Below are 17,482 nucleotides of genomic sequence, written 5' to 3' on the forward strand. Positions count from 1 at the left end.
ACCTCCATTGATTTTGACGGACGTAGTATGTGCCGAACCGTCTCTCCGAAGGCGCATAACATTTTGGCTATGGGGGAAAATTATAGGTACTAACGTTTAAAATAATCTTTTAGCGCATCGCGCCAATGCCTAAACTCCTCGAATCCGTTTTTTAACAAAGCTTCATGGCCCAGTACGGAATAAGCAGGACGCGGCGCAGGACGAGGGAACTGCTCCGTCGAGCAAGGGTGAACGGCCATTTTTACTTCAGCCTCTTCAAAAATGGCTTTTGCGAATTCAAACCATGAACAAGTGCCTGTATTAGAGGCATGGTAAACGCCAAACCGGCCGCTGACTACCAATTTTGCCAAAAAGAGAGCTAAATCAAGGGTAAAAGTCGGAGAGCCAATTTGGTCTTGAACAACTGTTACTTCCGATCGTTGGTTCGCGAGCTGCAGCATCGTTTTCACAAAGTTGGCCCCATGTTTTCCATATACCCACGAAGTACGGACAATAAAAGATCGGCGGCAACATTCTTCTGCGAAGCGTTCCCCTTCCAGCTTTGTACGGCCGTATACGGTTCGGGGCGCTGGAGCATCCTGAGTCTCATAAGGCCGGGTTCCAGTTCCATCGAACACATAATCAGTACTGATGTAACAAAACTTGGCGCCGACCTCATCTGACGCTAGTGCCACGTTTCGAGTTCCGATTGCATTGACAGAGTACGCCGCGTCAGGTTCGGATTCGGCTTTGTCAACGGCCGTATAGGCCGCAGCATGGATAATCGCGTCGGGTCGGAGCTCATGGATTACCTGCCTAGTTTGATTGCCATTCGTGATATCCAACGCTTGGCGATCTATTCCAACGAATCGGATACCTTCAAGATTCAGCCCGACGATTTCTCGCCCCAACTGGCCTCCGGCACCGGTTACCATTACCACAATCGGCTTCACGACTTGCTCTCCGACATTGGGCTCCAGTAAGCACCGGTTGCGATTCGATCCATCCACTCGCCGTTGGCCAGATACCACGAAATGGTATTTCGAATTCCTGTTTCGAATTGGTGTTTCGGCTTCCAACCCAATTCTCTTTGAATCTTGGTTGCGTCGATTGCATATCGACGATCGTGTCCCAGGCGATCCTCTACATAGCGGATCAATGATTCGGGCTTATCCAAGGCCTCAAGTATAGTTTTCACAACTTGCAGGTTGGTTCGTTCGTTATTGCCACCAATATTGTAGACTTCGCCGCTGACCCCATTATGAATCACAAGATCGATCGCGTTACAGTGATCTTCCACATAGAGCCAATCGCGTACATTAAGTCCGTCCCCGTAAACTGGAAGCGGCAAATCGGAAAGTGCGTTCCGGATCATTAAAGGAATTAGTTTTTCCGGAAATTGAAAGGGGCCATAATTGTTCGAGCAGCGTGTAATATTGACGTTCATGCCGAAGGTTTCGTGATATGCGCGTACAAGTAAGTCCGCGCCGGCTTTGCTTGCAGAATATGGGCTATTGGGTGCTAAAGGCGTGTCCTCACTAAAAAGACCAGTTGGACCTAGCGTGCCGTAAACTTCGTCCGTGGAGACTTGAACGAACTTCTGCACTTGATATTGCTTAGCCAAATCCAAAAGCGTTTGTGTCCCAAGAATATTGCTCTTTACGAAGATATCAGGTTGCGTAATACTCCGATCAACATGAGACTCTGCAGCAAAATTGACAACAGCATCGACTCCCGCTTGGAATAACGGTTCTAATGCTTTCCGATCTGTAATATCGGTACGCACAAATTGATATTGTTTATGGTTGGAAATAGATGCAAGATTATCGAGATTGCCTGCATAAGTTAGTACGTCAACGTTTACCAGTTGATGTGCAGGATGCTTCGCTAGATAATAATGTATAAAGTTGCTTCCGATAAAACCGGCGCATCCGGTCACTAACAGTCTCATCAGATTCCATCCTTTGCGAAGACAAAGTTGTTATCGGCTTCCAGCAATCCTGGATGATTTTTATCTTTATCGGACAAGATTGGGGTCTGAATTGGCCATTGGATTCCAATTTCAGGGTCGTCCCACCGAATTCCGCGATCATGCTGCGAGGAATATAATTCATCCACTTTGTAGAGAACTTCAGTGTTTGGCACCAATGTGCAAAATCCGTGAGCAAACCCCTGTGGCACCAAGAGTTGACGTTTATTTTCGGCAGATAGCTCGTATCCTTCCCATTGACCGAATGTAGAAGAGCCCTTGCGAATATCTACGACAACATCGAATATGGCGCCTGCAACCACGCGCACAAGTTTGGTTTGCGCTTTAGGTGTCAGCTGGTAATGCAACCCCCTAAGGACACCTGGCTCAACGGAGAGCGAATGATTGTCTTGAACGAATTCCATGGCCAATCCATGCTGAACCATCCGCTCGCGATTGTAACTTTCCAGAAAAAAACCTCGATGGTCGCCATGCACGACTGGTTCGATAAGCCTAACACCCGGCAATCGACCTTCTATCACCTTCATTTAGATCACCTTATAGTTTAAGTTTGCCAAACTCTTCTCCGAAGCGAACTTCTTGAGCTAATTCATTCGCACGCATGAGCGAATGATAGGTCCCGGCATCGGTCCACCATCCGGTAAGCACGTCATAGGTCAGCTTTCCTTGTGCAATGTATGCATTGTTGACATCTGTGATTTCGAGCTCGCCTCTTGCAGAAGGCTTCAGTGTCCGAATAATTTCGAAGACATTGGCATCATACATATATATTCCTGTCACTGCGTAATGGCTCTTAGGCTGCTGTGGCTTCTCTTCAATGGAGACGATACGCTCTCCATCCAACTCCGGCACCCCATACCGATTGGGGTCAGGAACCTGTTGGATTAGAATCTTCGCTCCGTCCTGCTGTTTGTTAAAATTATTGACAAACGGTTCGATGCAATCCTCAAATACATTGTCCCCCAATATGACAACACAGGAATCACCGGCAACAAATTGCTCAGCCATTCCAAGCGCTTGCGCGATTCCTCCTGCTTCGTCTTGAACCTTATACGTAAAATTGAGTTCCAGTTCACGACCGCTGCCTAGGAGGTTTACCACATCACCCATATGATCTTTGCCGGTTACAACTAGAATGTCATGAATACCAGCTTTTTTTAATTTGGCAATGGCATGAAATATCATGGGATATTTCCCGACGGGAAGCAAATGCTTATTTGTTACTTTTGTTAAAGGGTACAGACGTGAGCCGGTACCTCCGGCTAAGATGATGCCCTTCATTACATACACTCCTATTTTGCATTATTTGAGGCAAGTGATACATCTTTTTGGAATCGTTTTAATGTAGTATAAAAATAGCTTTTCTTCTTAATAAAATTTTTTTCAACTATGTGCCAGGAGAGAAAAGCTAAGATTAAAGTGATTACAAATGATATTAAGAAATTACCTTTAAAGCCAACCGAATTTATTGTTAAATGTTGGACTAATTGTTGAACAGGAAATGCATATATATACAATCCATATGAAAAGTCTCCATATTTCGAAAAATTACTAAGCTTAATATTAGTATCAAATGCAAAATGAAAAACAACGTAAGCCCCTGCAAGCATAAATGCATTTTTGAATTCATTTTGATAAGAACAATAAATCAATACTACTAGTGACAGCGCCAAATACAAGTAATTATATTTTATTTTGTTATGATAGAAATAAAAAATCGCTCCAACAAGAAAATAACAGGATAACTCTAGCAGATAGCGAATCGTTATACCATTTTTTGTGGTTATTAGAATAGATTCCGGCAAATAAGACATGACGCAGAATATTATCAAAAACAATGCAATTAACGTTTTTTTCTGTTTAAAAAAACCAAATCCTCCAAGTAGACATACACCGATATAACATAATACTTCATAGGGAATCGTCCATATAGAGCCATTAACCGCATTCGGATATAAATTGCTTCCAAAAACCCCCGGAAGAACATATTCGATCGGAAACAGCACAATTGTATGTAAATAATGATAAGTTTGGGGATGTGTAAAGTACTCTTTAGGAGTAAGTTCGCTGATAATCGGGCCAAGAAGAAATGCAGAAAGTAAAATCACAACGGCCAATCCAGGGAAAATTCTCAAAAATCGTTTTAAAATAAATTCCGATATATCTTTAGAATTCAAATATGAATGGCTTACCAAAAAACCGCTAATCATAAAGAAAACTGCAACTGCGAGCCCCCCAAGTGTCCATTGGCCATGAGTTAGTCTAACTAAAACCTCTTGGCTATCATTCCCTGTCAAAGCATAACTATGGGTTAAAATAACCATAGTAGCCGCTAGGAAGCGCAAAAAATCAAAATTGTTATTTCTAGTGAGCGAAATCAAATTAATTTACCCCTTCTTCAACCGATCATTAATTGAGAATTGCTTTGCTTCTGAATAGCTCTATAAGTCTCATTTAAACCTTCAAAAATGCTATATTTACTCTTCCAACCTAGCTCTTGCTCAGCTTTTTGATTGCATAATACACTGTGTGTGATGTCCCCCAACCTTGGAGAATAATACTGGGGAGTGATATTAGTCTGAAATATCTTATTTAGAATTGTAACTAATTCATTAATAGATGTTGTTGTCCCAGTTCCAATATTGAACGTGTTCCTACTTCCGGATGTTAATGCCTGAAGATTAGCTGCGACTACATCTTTCACATAAATAAAATCACGAGTTTGAGCTCCATCTCCATAAATAGATGGTGCATGCCCCGTTAAAAATCTGTCCATAAATATTGAAACAACCCCCCCCTCGCCTTTTGGGTCTTGCCTTTGACCGTAAACGTTAGCATATCTCAAAATTGTATAATCAACTTCCGAATGTGTGGTGCATATTCTTAAATATTCTTCCGGCGTATACTTACTAATACCGTACGGTGATAGGGGTCTAATTTCATGAGTTTCTTGAATTGGTAAACTTACTGGAACTCCATATACAGCTGCGGATGAGGCGTATATAATCTTTCTAACTTTATATTTTTTACAACACTCTATAACGTTAATACTGCCGATCATATTTATCTTTGCGTCTTCTACAGGCCAAATCATTGAATGACTAACTGACACCTGTGCAGCATGATGAATCACGATATCAGGGCTTACTCTAGCAAACATTTCTTCAAATCTATCGTCATGTATGTTTATATTATGGAATATTGAATTTTCATTTAAATTCTCTCGTTTTCCCGTTGAAAGATCGTCTACGACATGTACTTCATATTTTTGAAGTACAAGCTCATCAACAATATGAGAAGCAATAAATCCTGCCCCACCCGTTACTAAGACTCTCATCTACTCACCTTCTCTTACTTCGAAATAATATATACACCAATTAAAATAATCAAAGCCCCTATAATTTTTGTCCATGAAATATTCTCGTCAAAGAAGTACCATGCAGCAATCATTGCTACAATATAAGCTATACTCTGCAAAGGATATAGAACACTAAATTGTACAGAAGACAAAAGTTTAAACCAAATCAATGTCGCCACACCGTAAAGTAATAAACCGGCCCAAATTAATGGTGATTTTATAATCAAATTAATTTGTTGGATGCTCACATTAATATTTTGCAAACCAAACTTCCAAAGGATTTGCCCTACTACTAACAAAAGAATATTTACAAGCAAAAGCAACGAATATTGAATATTAATTTCAATCCCACCCGAACGTTCTATTTTATTCTTTCTTTGTCCTTTTCAGCTCTTCAAGCTCATTCGACAATAATGCTACGGTGCGAACCAAATAATTCAATTTTTTATTTAATAATGACCATTTAGCGAATTGTCTATAGAGAATAAGCAATATTACAAGAATTACCACTAGAAATAACATCGCTGGTGGGTACTGTATACCGATACTTTTAGCTGCAACATCTAAAACCCTAGGAAAAAATGATATTAATAACATAATTAAACTTCCCAATACCCAAAACAAAGATTCTTTTTCGTTTAATAGATTCTTTCTAGTTTTATTAATTATATAAACGGCGACAAATAAAGAAACCACTCTTGAAAGAACGACTAATTTATAATCCATTGTCAATCCTCTTCGCAGTCGTCTGTTTTAGTAACGAAATGAAAATGGAGTAAAACATGGAGATAATATACTTTATATTTCTAATTATAGAATCATGCATGCATACCTACCCCACTTAATCGTGAATGCATTGTTACTGGCATTTCTTTAATCGCGTAACCATTACGTAACATTAATATTATTATATTCGCATCTGGATATTCCGGGTAATTATCAGAAGAAACATAATAGCTATATGCTTGTTGGTTGAGAATTTGCAGACCTGATGTTGGATCTGTTATGGTTTTCCCTGTAGACAATTTAATAATTAAAGAGAACAGTTTAGTTCCCAAACTGCGAAACGAACCATGCTTATAGGCTGTTTTTTGTAGAAATCTTGAACCTATTACGATATCGCAATTGGATTCTTTAATAAAATGAATCAACTCCTTTATCGTTTTTGGATCATGTTGTCCATCGCCATCAAACTGGATTACATACTTGTAATTATGATCTAAAGCATATTTAAATCCTGTAATAATTGCTCCACTGTACCCTAAGTTTGCACCAAGGGAAATCATATTTACACTGTGGGATCTAACCACTTTTGCAGTGTTATCTTTAGAGCAATCGTCCACGACCAAGATATCAATTTCTGAAGTTTCTTCTTGAATACCTTTAATTACAGAGGATATATTTCGTTCCTCATTGTATGCAGGTATAAGCACCAAGGTTTTTGCGTTAGTCATTATATGCACCCTTATTATTTAATTAGAGAAATATTTATACAAAACAGTACTTTTACTTTTAGTTGAGAAGATAATTTTATAATGCGAAATGTCTGCACGTTCAGAAAATGCCTCCCTTCCCTTTCCTCCAATTACCAACAAATAGGGATTTTTCAGAGGATCTTGCTCCCATTTTTTGATATCCATTTTGACAGTTTCATCAAATAATGCATATAGCGTACGATCATCATAGCTTGGCCATATTTCAGTCGAAATCTCAAACCATAGAAGTTGCAGAGATCCACCGAGGACTGGCAAGTAATCTGCCCCATTTAGATAAAGTGCTTTATTATTTTTAATTTCATTCAATATAGCTTTTTCTTCTCCGTTTAAAATCACTTCAGTCTGGTTCAATTTTATTTTATTTATTGTAAAAACTTGCCCCACATAATTAGGAGCTACAGGGTTAAATAAAGCATTCTTCTGGTTTATATATTTATCAAACCATGTGTATTGAAGTGTGAAAAAAAGAATGCATATAACATAACTGATATATAATGCCTTCGATTTTTCTTTCACTTTTGAAAGCCCAATTGCATATAGAATTATTAATAACAATCCTATGACGAAATGATTTTTATAAAAATAATACGATGATGCATACCCTTGCAGCCCCGCAATCAAGATAATGCCGGCAAATAGCAGTAGGCAACTCAACAAAATTAATATGAACTCAAATTTTCTCTCTTTTATCCAGTTGAGGGTTACGAATACTGCAAAAAGTAATAAAGGTGCAAATGTGGAGTATAAATCTCTAGTAATATACCCCTCTAGTTTTACCGAGCTAATATTACCATTTTCAATATTAGACCCGAAATGGACTAGGTAAATGTATGCAAATACCACAAATGAGCCGACGTATACAATATTCTCTAAACAGAATAAGCTTCTAATATTTATTTTTTTTCTGATCACGAGTTCCTGAATAACAACGCTTGCCAATATTACTGGAGCAAAATAGTAGTAAGCAAATAAAACACCTAAAACGTGTAGTGCCACTAAAGATAGATACACACCTCTATCAATCTTATTCTTTAGCGTTTTGTTAATTAGAAGTAAGCTCAGAATCATTATGATCCCAGCCATTTGACTGCTAAATCCCCAAATAACGGAATTGAGATTATAGCCGGTGCAAGCCAACACCATCATTGAAATAAATATAAACAAATCATACTTGATAAATTCTTTTAATAAGGCATAAATTAAAAGTATGGTTAAGGAGAATAGAAACAGATTACCAACCATATAGACATTAATATTATCAATAAAGTAAAACACTTTCATTAATAAGCCTGTATTCACATAATCCAAAAAGGGGTATGTACTCAGATGTTGAAAAGGAAAAAGATCTGTTGATGTGAGCGCTAAATGGCTTGTTTGGGCAAACTTCTTACTTAGAAAGAAGTGAATTGCAGGATCAGAAGTTTCGAATCGTACACTTAAGTCTAAAGTATAATAGTATACTGAAAATCCAAATGTTGCCGCTAGCGACATGACTATCGCAGCTATATCCCAACCAATTAACTTGCATTCCCATTCTTTGACCGGAACAATTTTCCTCTTGTACAAAATGTAGCTTGAAAAGACCAAGTGAATAAGGGAAAGAAGCCAAAGACTGCTCTTTATTGTGAAAAACTCCAATACTAAACTCTCTAATGCCACAAATGACATAAGAGATGTAACAACAATTATGATGGCGTTGATTATATTTGTTTCTCTTCCAAACTTAAATAAATTCAATAAGGCGAATCCCAAACTAATTATACTTATTGCATATAAGAAGCCCATCACGATTTCCTTTCGTAGAACAACCATATTTGTCGAATAATAATGTCATTTGTTGTCAGTATATCAAATGGATGATTATTCATCTATAAGAATCATTTTGATACTAGAATATTTTTTTGATTTTCGCCTTCAACTTATTTTTCATTTTGTAAATTAACACGTCATATCTTCCCTGCCTGATTTGACTCATTACAACGAGTAACTTGCTTTTAAAACCGACAAAATCTGATAGTTCTGCTTCGATATTTGCTTCTCCTGTTCCAACGTGTTTCTCTCTTACGACTTTCAAGTAATGATCCAACATTTGCTGTCTCTTCAAATTATCCGTCGGTTCACTCGGAACTCTGTACATGGAAGTAACTTTGTCAACGAAGTAGAACTCACCTGCAAAAGAATACCGTAGCCAGAGATCCCAGTCTTCCAGAACCTCCAGTTTGGGATCAAAACCGCCAAACTGATCAAACAACTTTCTAGAGAACAATACGGTCTGGATAGGAAAATAATTATGATGCAATAATATACGCCGATCATATTCCTGTCTGTGAATTAAATTGTATGATGTTTCTTCATAGACATAAGGTGTTTTAGACATTATTCGAATAGGCGTTTCCAATCCAATCGCGTATATTGCAACATTGTCAGAATGGTGCTGATAATATTGAGCAACTAGAACTTCGATATGATCTGCAAATAGAACATCATCGTCGTCTAGGAAGTTAAAAAGCTCTCCACTTGCATTTGTTAGCGCAATATTACCAGCGATACACCTTCCAACATTCTTTTCTGTGGAAATATATCTAATATTCAAATCAAAAAAATCATTTCTTATCATTTCTTCTGAGATCGCTGGACCATCTTCCACAATCACAACTTCAATATTTGAGTATGTCTGGTGACGGACTGTAAGCAAGGCTTCTCTAAGTACGTCTGGTCTGCCGCATGTACGAATAATAACAGACACAAGCGGATTACTCGAAGGTAACTCATTTACATAAAAGGCGCCCTCTCGAACTATTTCATAATTCCATATTTTAAACTTTGGTTTAAAGCCAGCATTGCGAATATGTCGGCCCTTTTGTCTAAAATGAATTCCTTGGGCAATGCTTTTCACCAATGATTTAGCAATCTTTTTACGATGACCTTTAAATGAGTTAGGGATCACCATTAATGCCCCGTAAAGAATGTAACCTTTTATGATATCCTTCCAAGTACCAAACTTATAACGCATCATTAAGTTATTATATGTGCTGTTATAGTATTGATTTGGCTTAACCTCTCCAGCGCTCTGATAGGTATAGTGGTGGACAATACAATTTGGACTATAGAGTAGTTTGTACCCCCTCGCCCTTAATCTCCAACTAAGATCGACATCCTCTGCATACATGAAAATTTCTTCATCAAACATTCCTACATCCACAAAAGCATTTCTCTTTACAACACAAGCGGCACCACTTGCCCATGTTGTCTCTAAATTGACTGGATTATAGTATTTGGGATGTTCATAGGGAAACTGCCTGCACTCCCACAATGCCACTTCCTTGCAGCTGCTTTGAATGGTTTTTTCCAACTGACTTAAACAATTCAAATCGAGTTCGGTGTCAATGTTGAGAAAAAAAATATAATCCTGATTAGTACGACTTACTGCTAAATTATTGGCCTTTCCAAAACCTAGGTTTACTTCAGATTTAATTATAGTAAAAGATCCAAAATTTTTTTGTTTCGGATATCTCTCAAGTAATTCCACTGTGTTGTCAGATGATTTATTATCAACTAATGTTAAATGTACATTTCCAACGGAGAATGAAGAGTTGCGAATACTTTCTAGGCAGGCATTCACCCACTTCGATGAATTATAAGTAACAATGATAATATCTATTTCCATCTGTTATTCGCCCTCTCCATTCTCCGCACTCCACATTCTCTAGAATTACTCTCTTCTTGAATAAGTATCTCTTCTTAAAAATTTAGTTAATCTCCAACTCCTTGAATTATAAATATTCGTTATCAACTCATTTAATTGGTCTTCGGAGGCGGTAAAAATATTGGGGATATTAGTATCCCCCCCAAGTAAATGCTTTAACGCTCTAAGTGGTTTTGTGATTGACCACGAATTAGACGTTAACAGACGATGGGCCACTTCCCTCTTTTGAGAGTAAGTAGGTGGAGATTCACTCGAGTGCGTGTATCCTCTATTGTAGACGGAGTCTATTAAATCAGAAATTTTCTTCGCACTTCCAGGTGGCAATAATATGTATTGAGAGTTAACTTTACTTTGCACATATTTGTAATTCTCTTGCCACTCTTCTTGTTTATGTAGTGACTGCGAGCTCTCCCCTTTTTTCCACCATCTATAGATGCTTGTCATAGCATTCGAACTTTCAACTCCACACAGGAAGGACGCTCGAACTATAAAATCCCAGTCTTCAATTGTGTTTATATTTTCATCAAATCTTAGCCCAAAGTCGTGATAAATCGACCTAGGAAATGCCAAGCAAAGTCCTGGACATTGATTGTGATGAAGCATGGTGAGGAAATCATATTCGGATGGATAATCCTTTAGAAAAGACGATACTGCTCTTGATGTCTTAGGACTATATGTCGTTTGAACCGGCTCATACTCTTGCCTAACAGTTACTGACTTTAGGATCTTCCCGTAACTAGCTTGGGACAGTTCCTTGAATTCACTAACCCAATTACTAAACACTAAATCGTCATCATCAAGTATGCTTATATAATATCCTTGAGCTTTTTCAAAGCCAACATTAAGGGGAGTTGAACGATTCCCACCATTTACTCTTATTAATTTGACTTTATTCCTAATCCACTCGGGCGAATCATTAATGACTTTTTCTACTATTAATTGTTTTTCAAGATTCAAGTTGTGACCCATAACTAAAACTTCAAAGTCAGTGCATTCTTGCCCAGTTAGACATAATATTATCTCTTTAAGTTCTTCCGGTCTGTTCCCTGTAGTTCTGGTAATTATAGATAAAAAGGGCCTATTTTCATTTACATTCTTTGTATTATCGGTGGGGTGTCCTGCTAAGAAAGATCTAACAAACTGATTAACCTTCCCTGTCCTCCCCATGTTGCGCCTTAATCCTTGCAAAACTTGAGATAGGGATGACCCACCCGCTAATGTCAACAATTCGTTTGGGAAATGTTGGTCACTCTTCTCCATAATCACATCATTTTCGCCTATTTGATACAAGCCGTGCTTTTTGCAAATAGTTAACAGCTTTTCTTCATTGAAAATATTAATATGAGTTTTATCTAACAACCCTGAATCTGTCTCATCAAACCTGTTACAAAGTAGCTTCAAGACTACATCGTCATGGGTGAAATTTGGCACACTAATAACCACAGGTGCACTATGTTTCTTTGACAATTCCACTGCGGTCTTTATTAGTTCTTCCGGCTCTAATACATGCTCCAGAATATCAATAATGGAAATAGAGGCTATCTTACGATCTAAAATTATGGATTCAAGAAACTTTATGTTCTCCTCAAATTTCCCGAGCTTATAACAATGTGCTTCCTTTCCTGTTTCAATCAAATGATTTACTGCTTCTTCACTAGCGTCTATCCCAATATATTTTATTTCTCCCAATTCTTGAACCTTGTTACTAATAGCCCCCCAACCACAACCGATATCCAAATGAAGTCCTGCCTCAGGAAAATTCATATTTTGAATAAGACTTATGACATGTCCATAGACATTATCATGGGCATATTCAAATTTGTATACATAATTATCAGAGTTTTTCACAGCGAAAACCTCATTTTCCCATAGTTATTATTAACAAATTCGCCGATTTTGTGATCACCATCTAGTTGCTCGGGCAACTTCCCATCGTTTTTTCGTATTTTAAACGCATTTGCAGCCTTTATGTAATAATCAATATTTGAGTTTTCAAAATACTTCAAAATCCCTTCCAACACATCCATTCGGGACCATTTATACGCCATTAGAAGACCAGCCTCAGCAGAATAGTAATTTTCAGCGTCACTTGTTATCCAGCTTCCTTCGTTCGATAAAGTCTTATCGTGAAATACTACGGCCGAAGGCTGATAAATAACCTGGTAGTTTTTCAGTCTAACCCTCCATGAAAAATCGACATCATCACAATACAAGAAGAAAGTATCCGCATCGAAGCCATTTACTAATTCAAAAACCTCTCTTGGAATCATTGCACAGGCGGTTGAAGCCCAACTTGTTTCTCCGGTTTTAATATTGTAAAACTTGGGATGCTCGATAGGAAGTTGTCTTGCTTCAGCAATTCCAACCTTACTATTGGTTTTAAATGGCTCAAAAAGCCCGATGAGAGTATCAGGCGCCATTAAGATATCAGGATTAATAATAAGAATATAGTCAGAAGAACAGGAGCTTGCCAATTGATTATGGCCCCTTGCAGATCCTAAATTCGAATTAAAATGAGTATAATGAATATCAATATATTCTCTATATTGATCGTTCAGTTTTATTATTTCCTGATCAGTAAAAATCGGATTTGAGGAACCATCTCCATAGTTTAGACTAATGCGAAAAAAAACGCCTTTATTTATCGCAAAGTCAGCAGCCCTTATTAAACTTTTGATTGATTTCGTTATCCGCTCCTGATCATTATTATATAGTACCGATTGTATATGCAGACTTCTACCAGTTTGCATCTTACACTTCTCCCCATCTATAATTAATGATTATTGCAGCTTCTGATCAATCCAATCGCACAGTAATCCTAGCCCTTCGTTTAATGAAATTTGCGGCGTCCAATTAATGAAATCCCGTGTATCTGAAATATCGCATGAAGCATGTCTTACATCTCCATTTCGATATTTTCCACATACATGAGGTTCAGGAGCTCCATAACGATGAGCAATAATATACGCTACCTCTTTAATAGTAGCTGCATACCCGCTACCTATGTCAAAAACTGCACCGTTAATAGCTTTCTCACTTGGCAACACTGCCATTATAGAATTTGAAACATCCGTAATATAAATAAAATCCCTTAGCATATTACCATCTTCATATAAAGGAATTGATTTATTTTCTTTAGCCATTCTTACGAATAATGATACAATTCCAGTATATGAATTGATTAAAGATTGACCCGGTCCATAGACATTCTGGAATCTTAATACTGTAAAATCGACGCTAAAAGATTTGCACCAACTTGATATAATATTCTCTTGAGCCAACTTTGTTGAGCCATAAATACTAGTAGGCATCGGTACATTAATCTTGCTGTTCATGGGCAAATACTTGGAGTCTATAAAGTCCCACTCTTGGTTTTCAAGTTGTTCTTGGGTTCTTTGACCTGGATAGAACTCTTGCCCGCTTAGTGGCTTCCATCTGCCTTCACCATAAACAGCCCTACTGCTTGATAATATAATTTTTCTTGGAATAGCTCTATTTCTTACTAAGGCATCTAACATTTGAGTGGTCCCAACAACATTTACATTTGCATGTCTTGTTGCTTCTGTAAGAGATTGGCCCGTACCTGTTTCAGCTGCTAGATGAATAATCACTGTCGGTTTTGCCTTTTCTAGAATCGCATCCCACATATCTCCATCGCAAATATCTGCTACCATTAAATTTACTTTTGAATCCAATTCAACCGGTCTTTCGCTATTTTTATGAATTTGTGGGTGCAAACTATCGATAACAATGACTTCATCAAATACATCTACAAGTGACTGAGATAATTTCGACCCTATAAACCCTGCTCCGCCGGTAACCAAACATATTTCTTTTTTCATTACTAATCCTCCGATCGCCTTAATCCATATTGTTCATATACTGATCACAAATAGCTTGCGCTTCCCCAAATTCGATTAACTTCCCTTTCTTTAAAATCAAAGCTTGACTACACAAGCTTCTGATTTGTTCTATCGAATGAGAAACAATGATTACTGTTGTTTGTCCCATAAGCATATTTTTAATACGATCTTCGCACTTCCTCTGAAACTTATAATCACCTACAGACAAAATCTCATCAATGATCAGTATCTCTGGCTTAACAATGGTTGCAATACTAAATCCAATTCGTGCTACCATGCCAGATGAATAGTTTTTCAATGGTACGTCAAGGAATTCATCAATCTCTGCAAATTCGACAATTTCATCAAATTTTTCATTAATAAACTTTCGAGAGTAACCCAGAATTGCACCATTTAGATAAATGTTCTCTCTTGCAGTTAACTCCATATCGAATCCCGCACCTAATTCTATTAGAGGCGAGATCATCCCTTCTGTTCTAACATCCCCTTTAGTTGGTCTTAGAATGCCTGAAATTATTTTTAACAAAGTACTCTTTCCAGCACCATTAAAACCCAGAATTCCAACAACCTCACCTTTTTTAATTGTGAAAGATATATCATCGAGGGCAAGAAATTTGTCAACAACCAACTCTCTTTTTATTTTTTTGATAATATACTCCTTAAAACTCCCTATATTCTCTTTATGAAGGTTAAACTCAATCGAAACATTTTTTAGAGAAACAGCATCTTTGATCATTGGCTACCCTCTAATCTAAATAAACAAAACGAGTTTATTTTCATTTTTCTTAAACACTATAAATCCTATTAGAATTGAAAGAGAACAGTAGGCTATGCATAACAGGTTTGTTCCCAAACCAGGCAATTTTCCATGAAGAATTAGGTCCCTAAAATACGAAATGAATACATATACGGGATTAAACAGAACGAACGTTCGAACTTTCTCAGGAATGATCTCAACTGGATAGAAGATTGCCGAAAAAAATGACAACAAGCTAATAAATATGGAGTACAAATGAAGGATATCTCTATAAAATACAGTTAATGCTGAAAGTAGAATGCCCACCCCTACTGAGAAAATAAAAACGTAAAGTATCGGAATTAAAAACAGAATGGATGTTAGTGGCAAAGAATATCCCATAAATAAAGTTATGATCAGTATGGCCACTAATGAAAACAGCGTATTAATTAATGCAAAGCAAATTTTCGAAAGAGGAAAAATATATTTTGGTGTGTAGACCTTCTTAATAAGCGCGCCATTACCAATAATCCCATTCTGAGCCAGACTTGTAGACTCCGCAAAAAAAGTAAAAATAATTTGTCCGCATAAAAAATAAATTGGAAAGTTCGGAATTTGCACTTTGAACATGGTTGAAAAGATGATCGAAGTAATACTCATAAACAATAGAGGGTTTAGTACACTCCAAAGTACTCCTAGCATCGATCTTCTATATTTAATTTTTAAATCCCTTTTAACTAATTCAAATAAGAGCTCTCTAAATCGGAATACTTCCTTAACTGTCTTAAGCAACCCAGTTCATTCCCTTTTATGAAAAATCTTATTCCCAAGTTACTAAGGTTCAGTAGTAATTATTGAATTTTATAACTCCCCCGCACCAACACCGTCAATCCATTCTTCTGCTTCGGGTCCGCTTCTACTCCGCGACCTCCACGAGGAAATAGGATCAAATGATTATTCCCCACAGGCTTGCCAGGCGAGATATCCAAGCCATCCGTCATGTCGGACAAACCATTGGCGTCCGTGCTATAGGCAACAGCTTTACCAGATCGAACGATAAGTTCCCCGCCATCCTCGACAATAATCTTCTTGCCAAACGGCACCGTCACGACCTCGAGTTTGGCAACGGCTCCGGAGCCCGTAGTGGCACCGCCGCCGCCGTTTTTCGCCAGTTCCTGCTTTACCAACTCGGCTACTTTTTGTTCTACATAGCTCTTCGTCACGAGCGGATCGTCCGCATAGCCGGGAGTGGATTGTTGGCTATCCGCATAGGCCGATTGATACCAACCAACGCCTCCAATGGCGACTGCTGCGCTAAGCGTGGCGAGAATAGTGGCGACCTTTGTGCGTTTTTTCATCGAACATCATCCTTTTACGTTTAGTAGGAATCGAATTATGCTGAAGGCGTCCGCCCTGGAAAGACCGTTGTAGGCTGTAGATCCCGATGGTGATGCCAGAAGTGCGGATTCATGCTGCACCATTGTCTTAATCCAAAAGGAAGCGTCGTATAGGAAAGACCGAGCCGATAACCGATATACTTGGCTGCAGACTCCACAAACCATCTTGGGATCCACCGCCAGTGTCCACCCTGCCACAATTGACTCAATTGTTCTTGAGCAAACTTGCGCCCCTCTCGCTCGGCCGTGGCATACTGAAGAATCCAGCTGTTCATCCGCATAGATACACCAATATCAAAGTTTCGTTGAAATTGCTTTTTAATGGAGTAGTTATGAGAGTGAATTACACTTGCTTTTGGGTTGTAAATAACAGTATAGCCGCTCAGAATGCACTTGGCAGAAATCATCATATCCTCATTCAGGATAATGGGATCCGGGAACCCGCCTAGCTTCATAAAGGTCTCTCGGCGAAAAGCCGAACATACATTTGTAAAGTAGAACAATTTGATTCCGTACCGATCCAACTCCTCAAATGTTTTACGAATCATTTGATTCGGGTAATTGATCTCACGCGTCATTTGTTCTAAGACATTGGCGTCTTCCCTTGCGACTTGTCTGCCGCAGACTGCCCCCACCTGAGCGTCCCTGAGAGGCTCTATAAGATGCTCCAGGAACTCTCTGCTACCAGGGAGCGCATCTTGGGTCATGTAGACGAGAACGTCTCCAGAAGCCTCTTTAGCAGCGTGATTTCTCGTCCCCCCATGATCGAACTCCGACTTGCCAATAACAAGCACGCGACAATCATAGCTACTTGCAATTTCAACCGTGCGATCGGATGAGGACGAGTCCACTACAATGATCTCATGTGGCTGCAAACTCTGCGCTTGCAGCCTCTCGATTAACTCAGCCAGATAGGGCTCCGCTTGATAAGTGGGAAGGATGACTGATATACGCACT

General features: G+C 38.4%; 18 protein-coding genes. All 18 read right to left on the minus strand.

From position 1 onward, the window contains the following. Nucleotides 1–89 precede the first annotated feature (89 nt). Complete coding sequence (gene rfbD, locus LKX83_RS13525; protein WP_227882838.1) at nt 90–923, minus strand: dTDP-4-dehydrorhamnose reductase; 834 nt, start codon at nt 921–923, stop codon at nt 90–92. 5 nt (nt 924–928) lie between these two features. Further along, nucleotides 929–1,930, minus strand: coding sequence for a dTDP-glucose 4,6-dehydratase (rfbB, locus tag LKX83_RS13530; protein ID WP_227882799.1), 1,002 nt, complete (start codon nt 1,928–1,930; stop codon nt 929–931). Continuing rightward, nucleotides 1,930–2,496: a dTDP-4-dehydrorhamnose 3,5-epimerase gene (gene rfbC, locus LKX83_RS13535; RefSeq protein WP_227882800.1), complete on the minus strand. Its 567-nt coding sequence runs from the start codon at nt 2,494–2,496 to the stop codon at nt 1,930–1,932. The genes rfbB and rfbC overlap by 1 nt, the downstream gene beginning before the upstream one ends. 10 nt (nt 2,497–2,506) lie before the next feature. Next, a complete protein-coding gene (locus tag LKX83_RS13540; RefSeq protein ID WP_227882801.1) occupies nt 2,507–3,250 on the minus strand; it encodes a sugar phosphate nucleotidyltransferase in 744 nt (247 codons plus the stop codon). Between the two features lie 11 nt (nt 3,251–3,261). Beyond that, the gene (locus LKX83_RS13545) at nt 3,262–4,350 is read right to left on the minus strand and encodes an acyltransferase family protein (protein ID WP_227882802.1); all 1,089 of its coding nucleotides are present in this window, start codon (nt 4,348–4,350) and stop codon (nt 3,262–3,264) included. A gap of 17 nt (nt 4,351–4,367) precedes the next feature. Continuing rightward, the gene (locus LKX83_RS13550; protein ID WP_227882803.1) at nt 4,368–5,306 is read right to left on the minus strand and encodes an NAD-dependent epimerase/dehydratase family protein; all 939 of its coding nucleotides are present in this window, start codon (nt 5,304–5,306) and stop codon (nt 4,368–4,370) included. A 14-nt stretch (nt 5,307–5,320) separates the two neighbouring features. Beyond that, nucleotides 5,321–5,575, minus strand: a complete 255-nt coding sequence (locus tag LKX83_RS13555; protein WP_227882839.1) for an EamA family transporter — start codon at nt 5,573–5,575, stop codon at nt 5,321–5,323. 118 nt (nt 5,576–5,693) lie between these two features. Further along, nucleotides 5,694–6,053 (minus strand): DUF2304 domain-containing protein, encoded by a 360-nt coding sequence (locus tag LKX83_RS13560; RefSeq protein WP_227882804.1) that lies wholly within the window; start codon nt 6,051–6,053, stop codon nt 5,694–5,696. 92 nt (nt 6,054–6,145) lie between these two features. Then, nucleotides 6,146–6,781 carry a glycosyltransferase family 2 protein gene (locus LKX83_RS13565; RefSeq protein ID WP_227882805.1) on the minus strand — a complete coding sequence of 212 codons (636 nt, stop codon included), beginning with the start codon at nt 6,779–6,781 and terminating at the stop codon, nt 6,146–6,148. Nucleotides 6,782–6,799: 18 nt separating this feature from the next. Then, nucleotides 6,800–8,560: a hypothetical protein gene (locus tag LKX83_RS13570; protein WP_227882806.1), complete on the minus strand. Its 1,761-nt coding sequence runs from the start codon at nt 8,558–8,560 to the stop codon at nt 6,800–6,802. A gap of 151 nt (nt 8,561–8,711) precedes the next feature. Next, nucleotides 8,712–10,490 carry a glycosyltransferase family 2 protein gene (locus tag LKX83_RS13575; protein ID WP_227882807.1) on the minus strand — a complete coding sequence of 593 codons (1,779 nt, stop codon included), beginning with the start codon at nt 10,488–10,490 and terminating at the stop codon, nt 8,712–8,714. A gap of 45 nt (nt 10,491–10,535) precedes the next feature. Continuing rightward, nucleotides 10,536–12,377 carry a methyltransferase domain-containing protein gene (locus LKX83_RS13580; RefSeq protein WP_227882808.1) on the minus strand — a complete coding sequence of 614 codons (1,842 nt, stop codon included), beginning with the start codon at nt 12,375–12,377 and terminating at the stop codon, nt 10,536–10,538. After that, on the minus strand, nt 12,374–13,279 hold the full coding sequence (locus tag LKX83_RS13585; protein ID WP_227882809.1) for a glycosyltransferase: 906 nt from the start codon (nt 13,277–13,279) through the stop codon (nt 12,374–12,376). The genes LKX83_RS13580 and LKX83_RS13585 overlap by 4 nt, the downstream gene beginning before the upstream one ends. Nucleotides 13,280–13,309: 30 nt before the next feature. Then, nucleotides 13,310–14,371 carry an NAD-dependent epimerase/dehydratase family protein gene (locus LKX83_RS13590; protein ID WP_227882810.1) on the minus strand — a complete coding sequence of 354 codons (1,062 nt, stop codon included), beginning with the start codon at nt 14,369–14,371 and terminating at the stop codon, nt 13,310–13,312. A 19-nt stretch (nt 14,372–14,390) separates the two neighbouring features. After that, nucleotides 14,391–15,128, minus strand: coding sequence for an ABC transporter ATP-binding protein (locus LKX83_RS13595; RefSeq protein WP_227882811.1), 738 nt, complete (start codon nt 15,126–15,128; stop codon nt 14,391–14,393). A gap of 15 nt (nt 15,129–15,143) precedes the next feature. After that, nucleotides 15,144–15,920, minus strand: a complete 777-nt coding sequence (locus LKX83_RS34355; RefSeq protein WP_227882812.1) for an ABC transporter permease — start codon at nt 15,918–15,920, stop codon at nt 15,144–15,146. 59 nt (nt 15,921–15,979) lie between these two features. Continuing rightward, nucleotides 15,980–16,486, minus strand: a complete 507-nt coding sequence (locus tag LKX83_RS13605) for a hypothetical protein (RefSeq protein WP_227882813.1) — start codon at nt 16,484–16,486, stop codon at nt 15,980–15,982. Nucleotides 16,487–16,521: 35 nt separating this feature from the next. Then, complete coding sequence (locus tag LKX83_RS13610; protein WP_227882814.1) at nt 16,522–17,481, minus strand: glycosyltransferase family 2 protein; 960 nt, start codon at nt 17,479–17,481, stop codon at nt 16,522–16,524. Between the last annotated feature and the right edge of the window lies 1 nt (nt 17,482).

Source organism: Cohnella baijiui (genome assembly GCF_020731285.1).
Taxonomy (GTDB): domain Bacteria; phylum Bacillota; class Bacilli; order Paenibacillales; family Paenibacillaceae; genus Cohnella.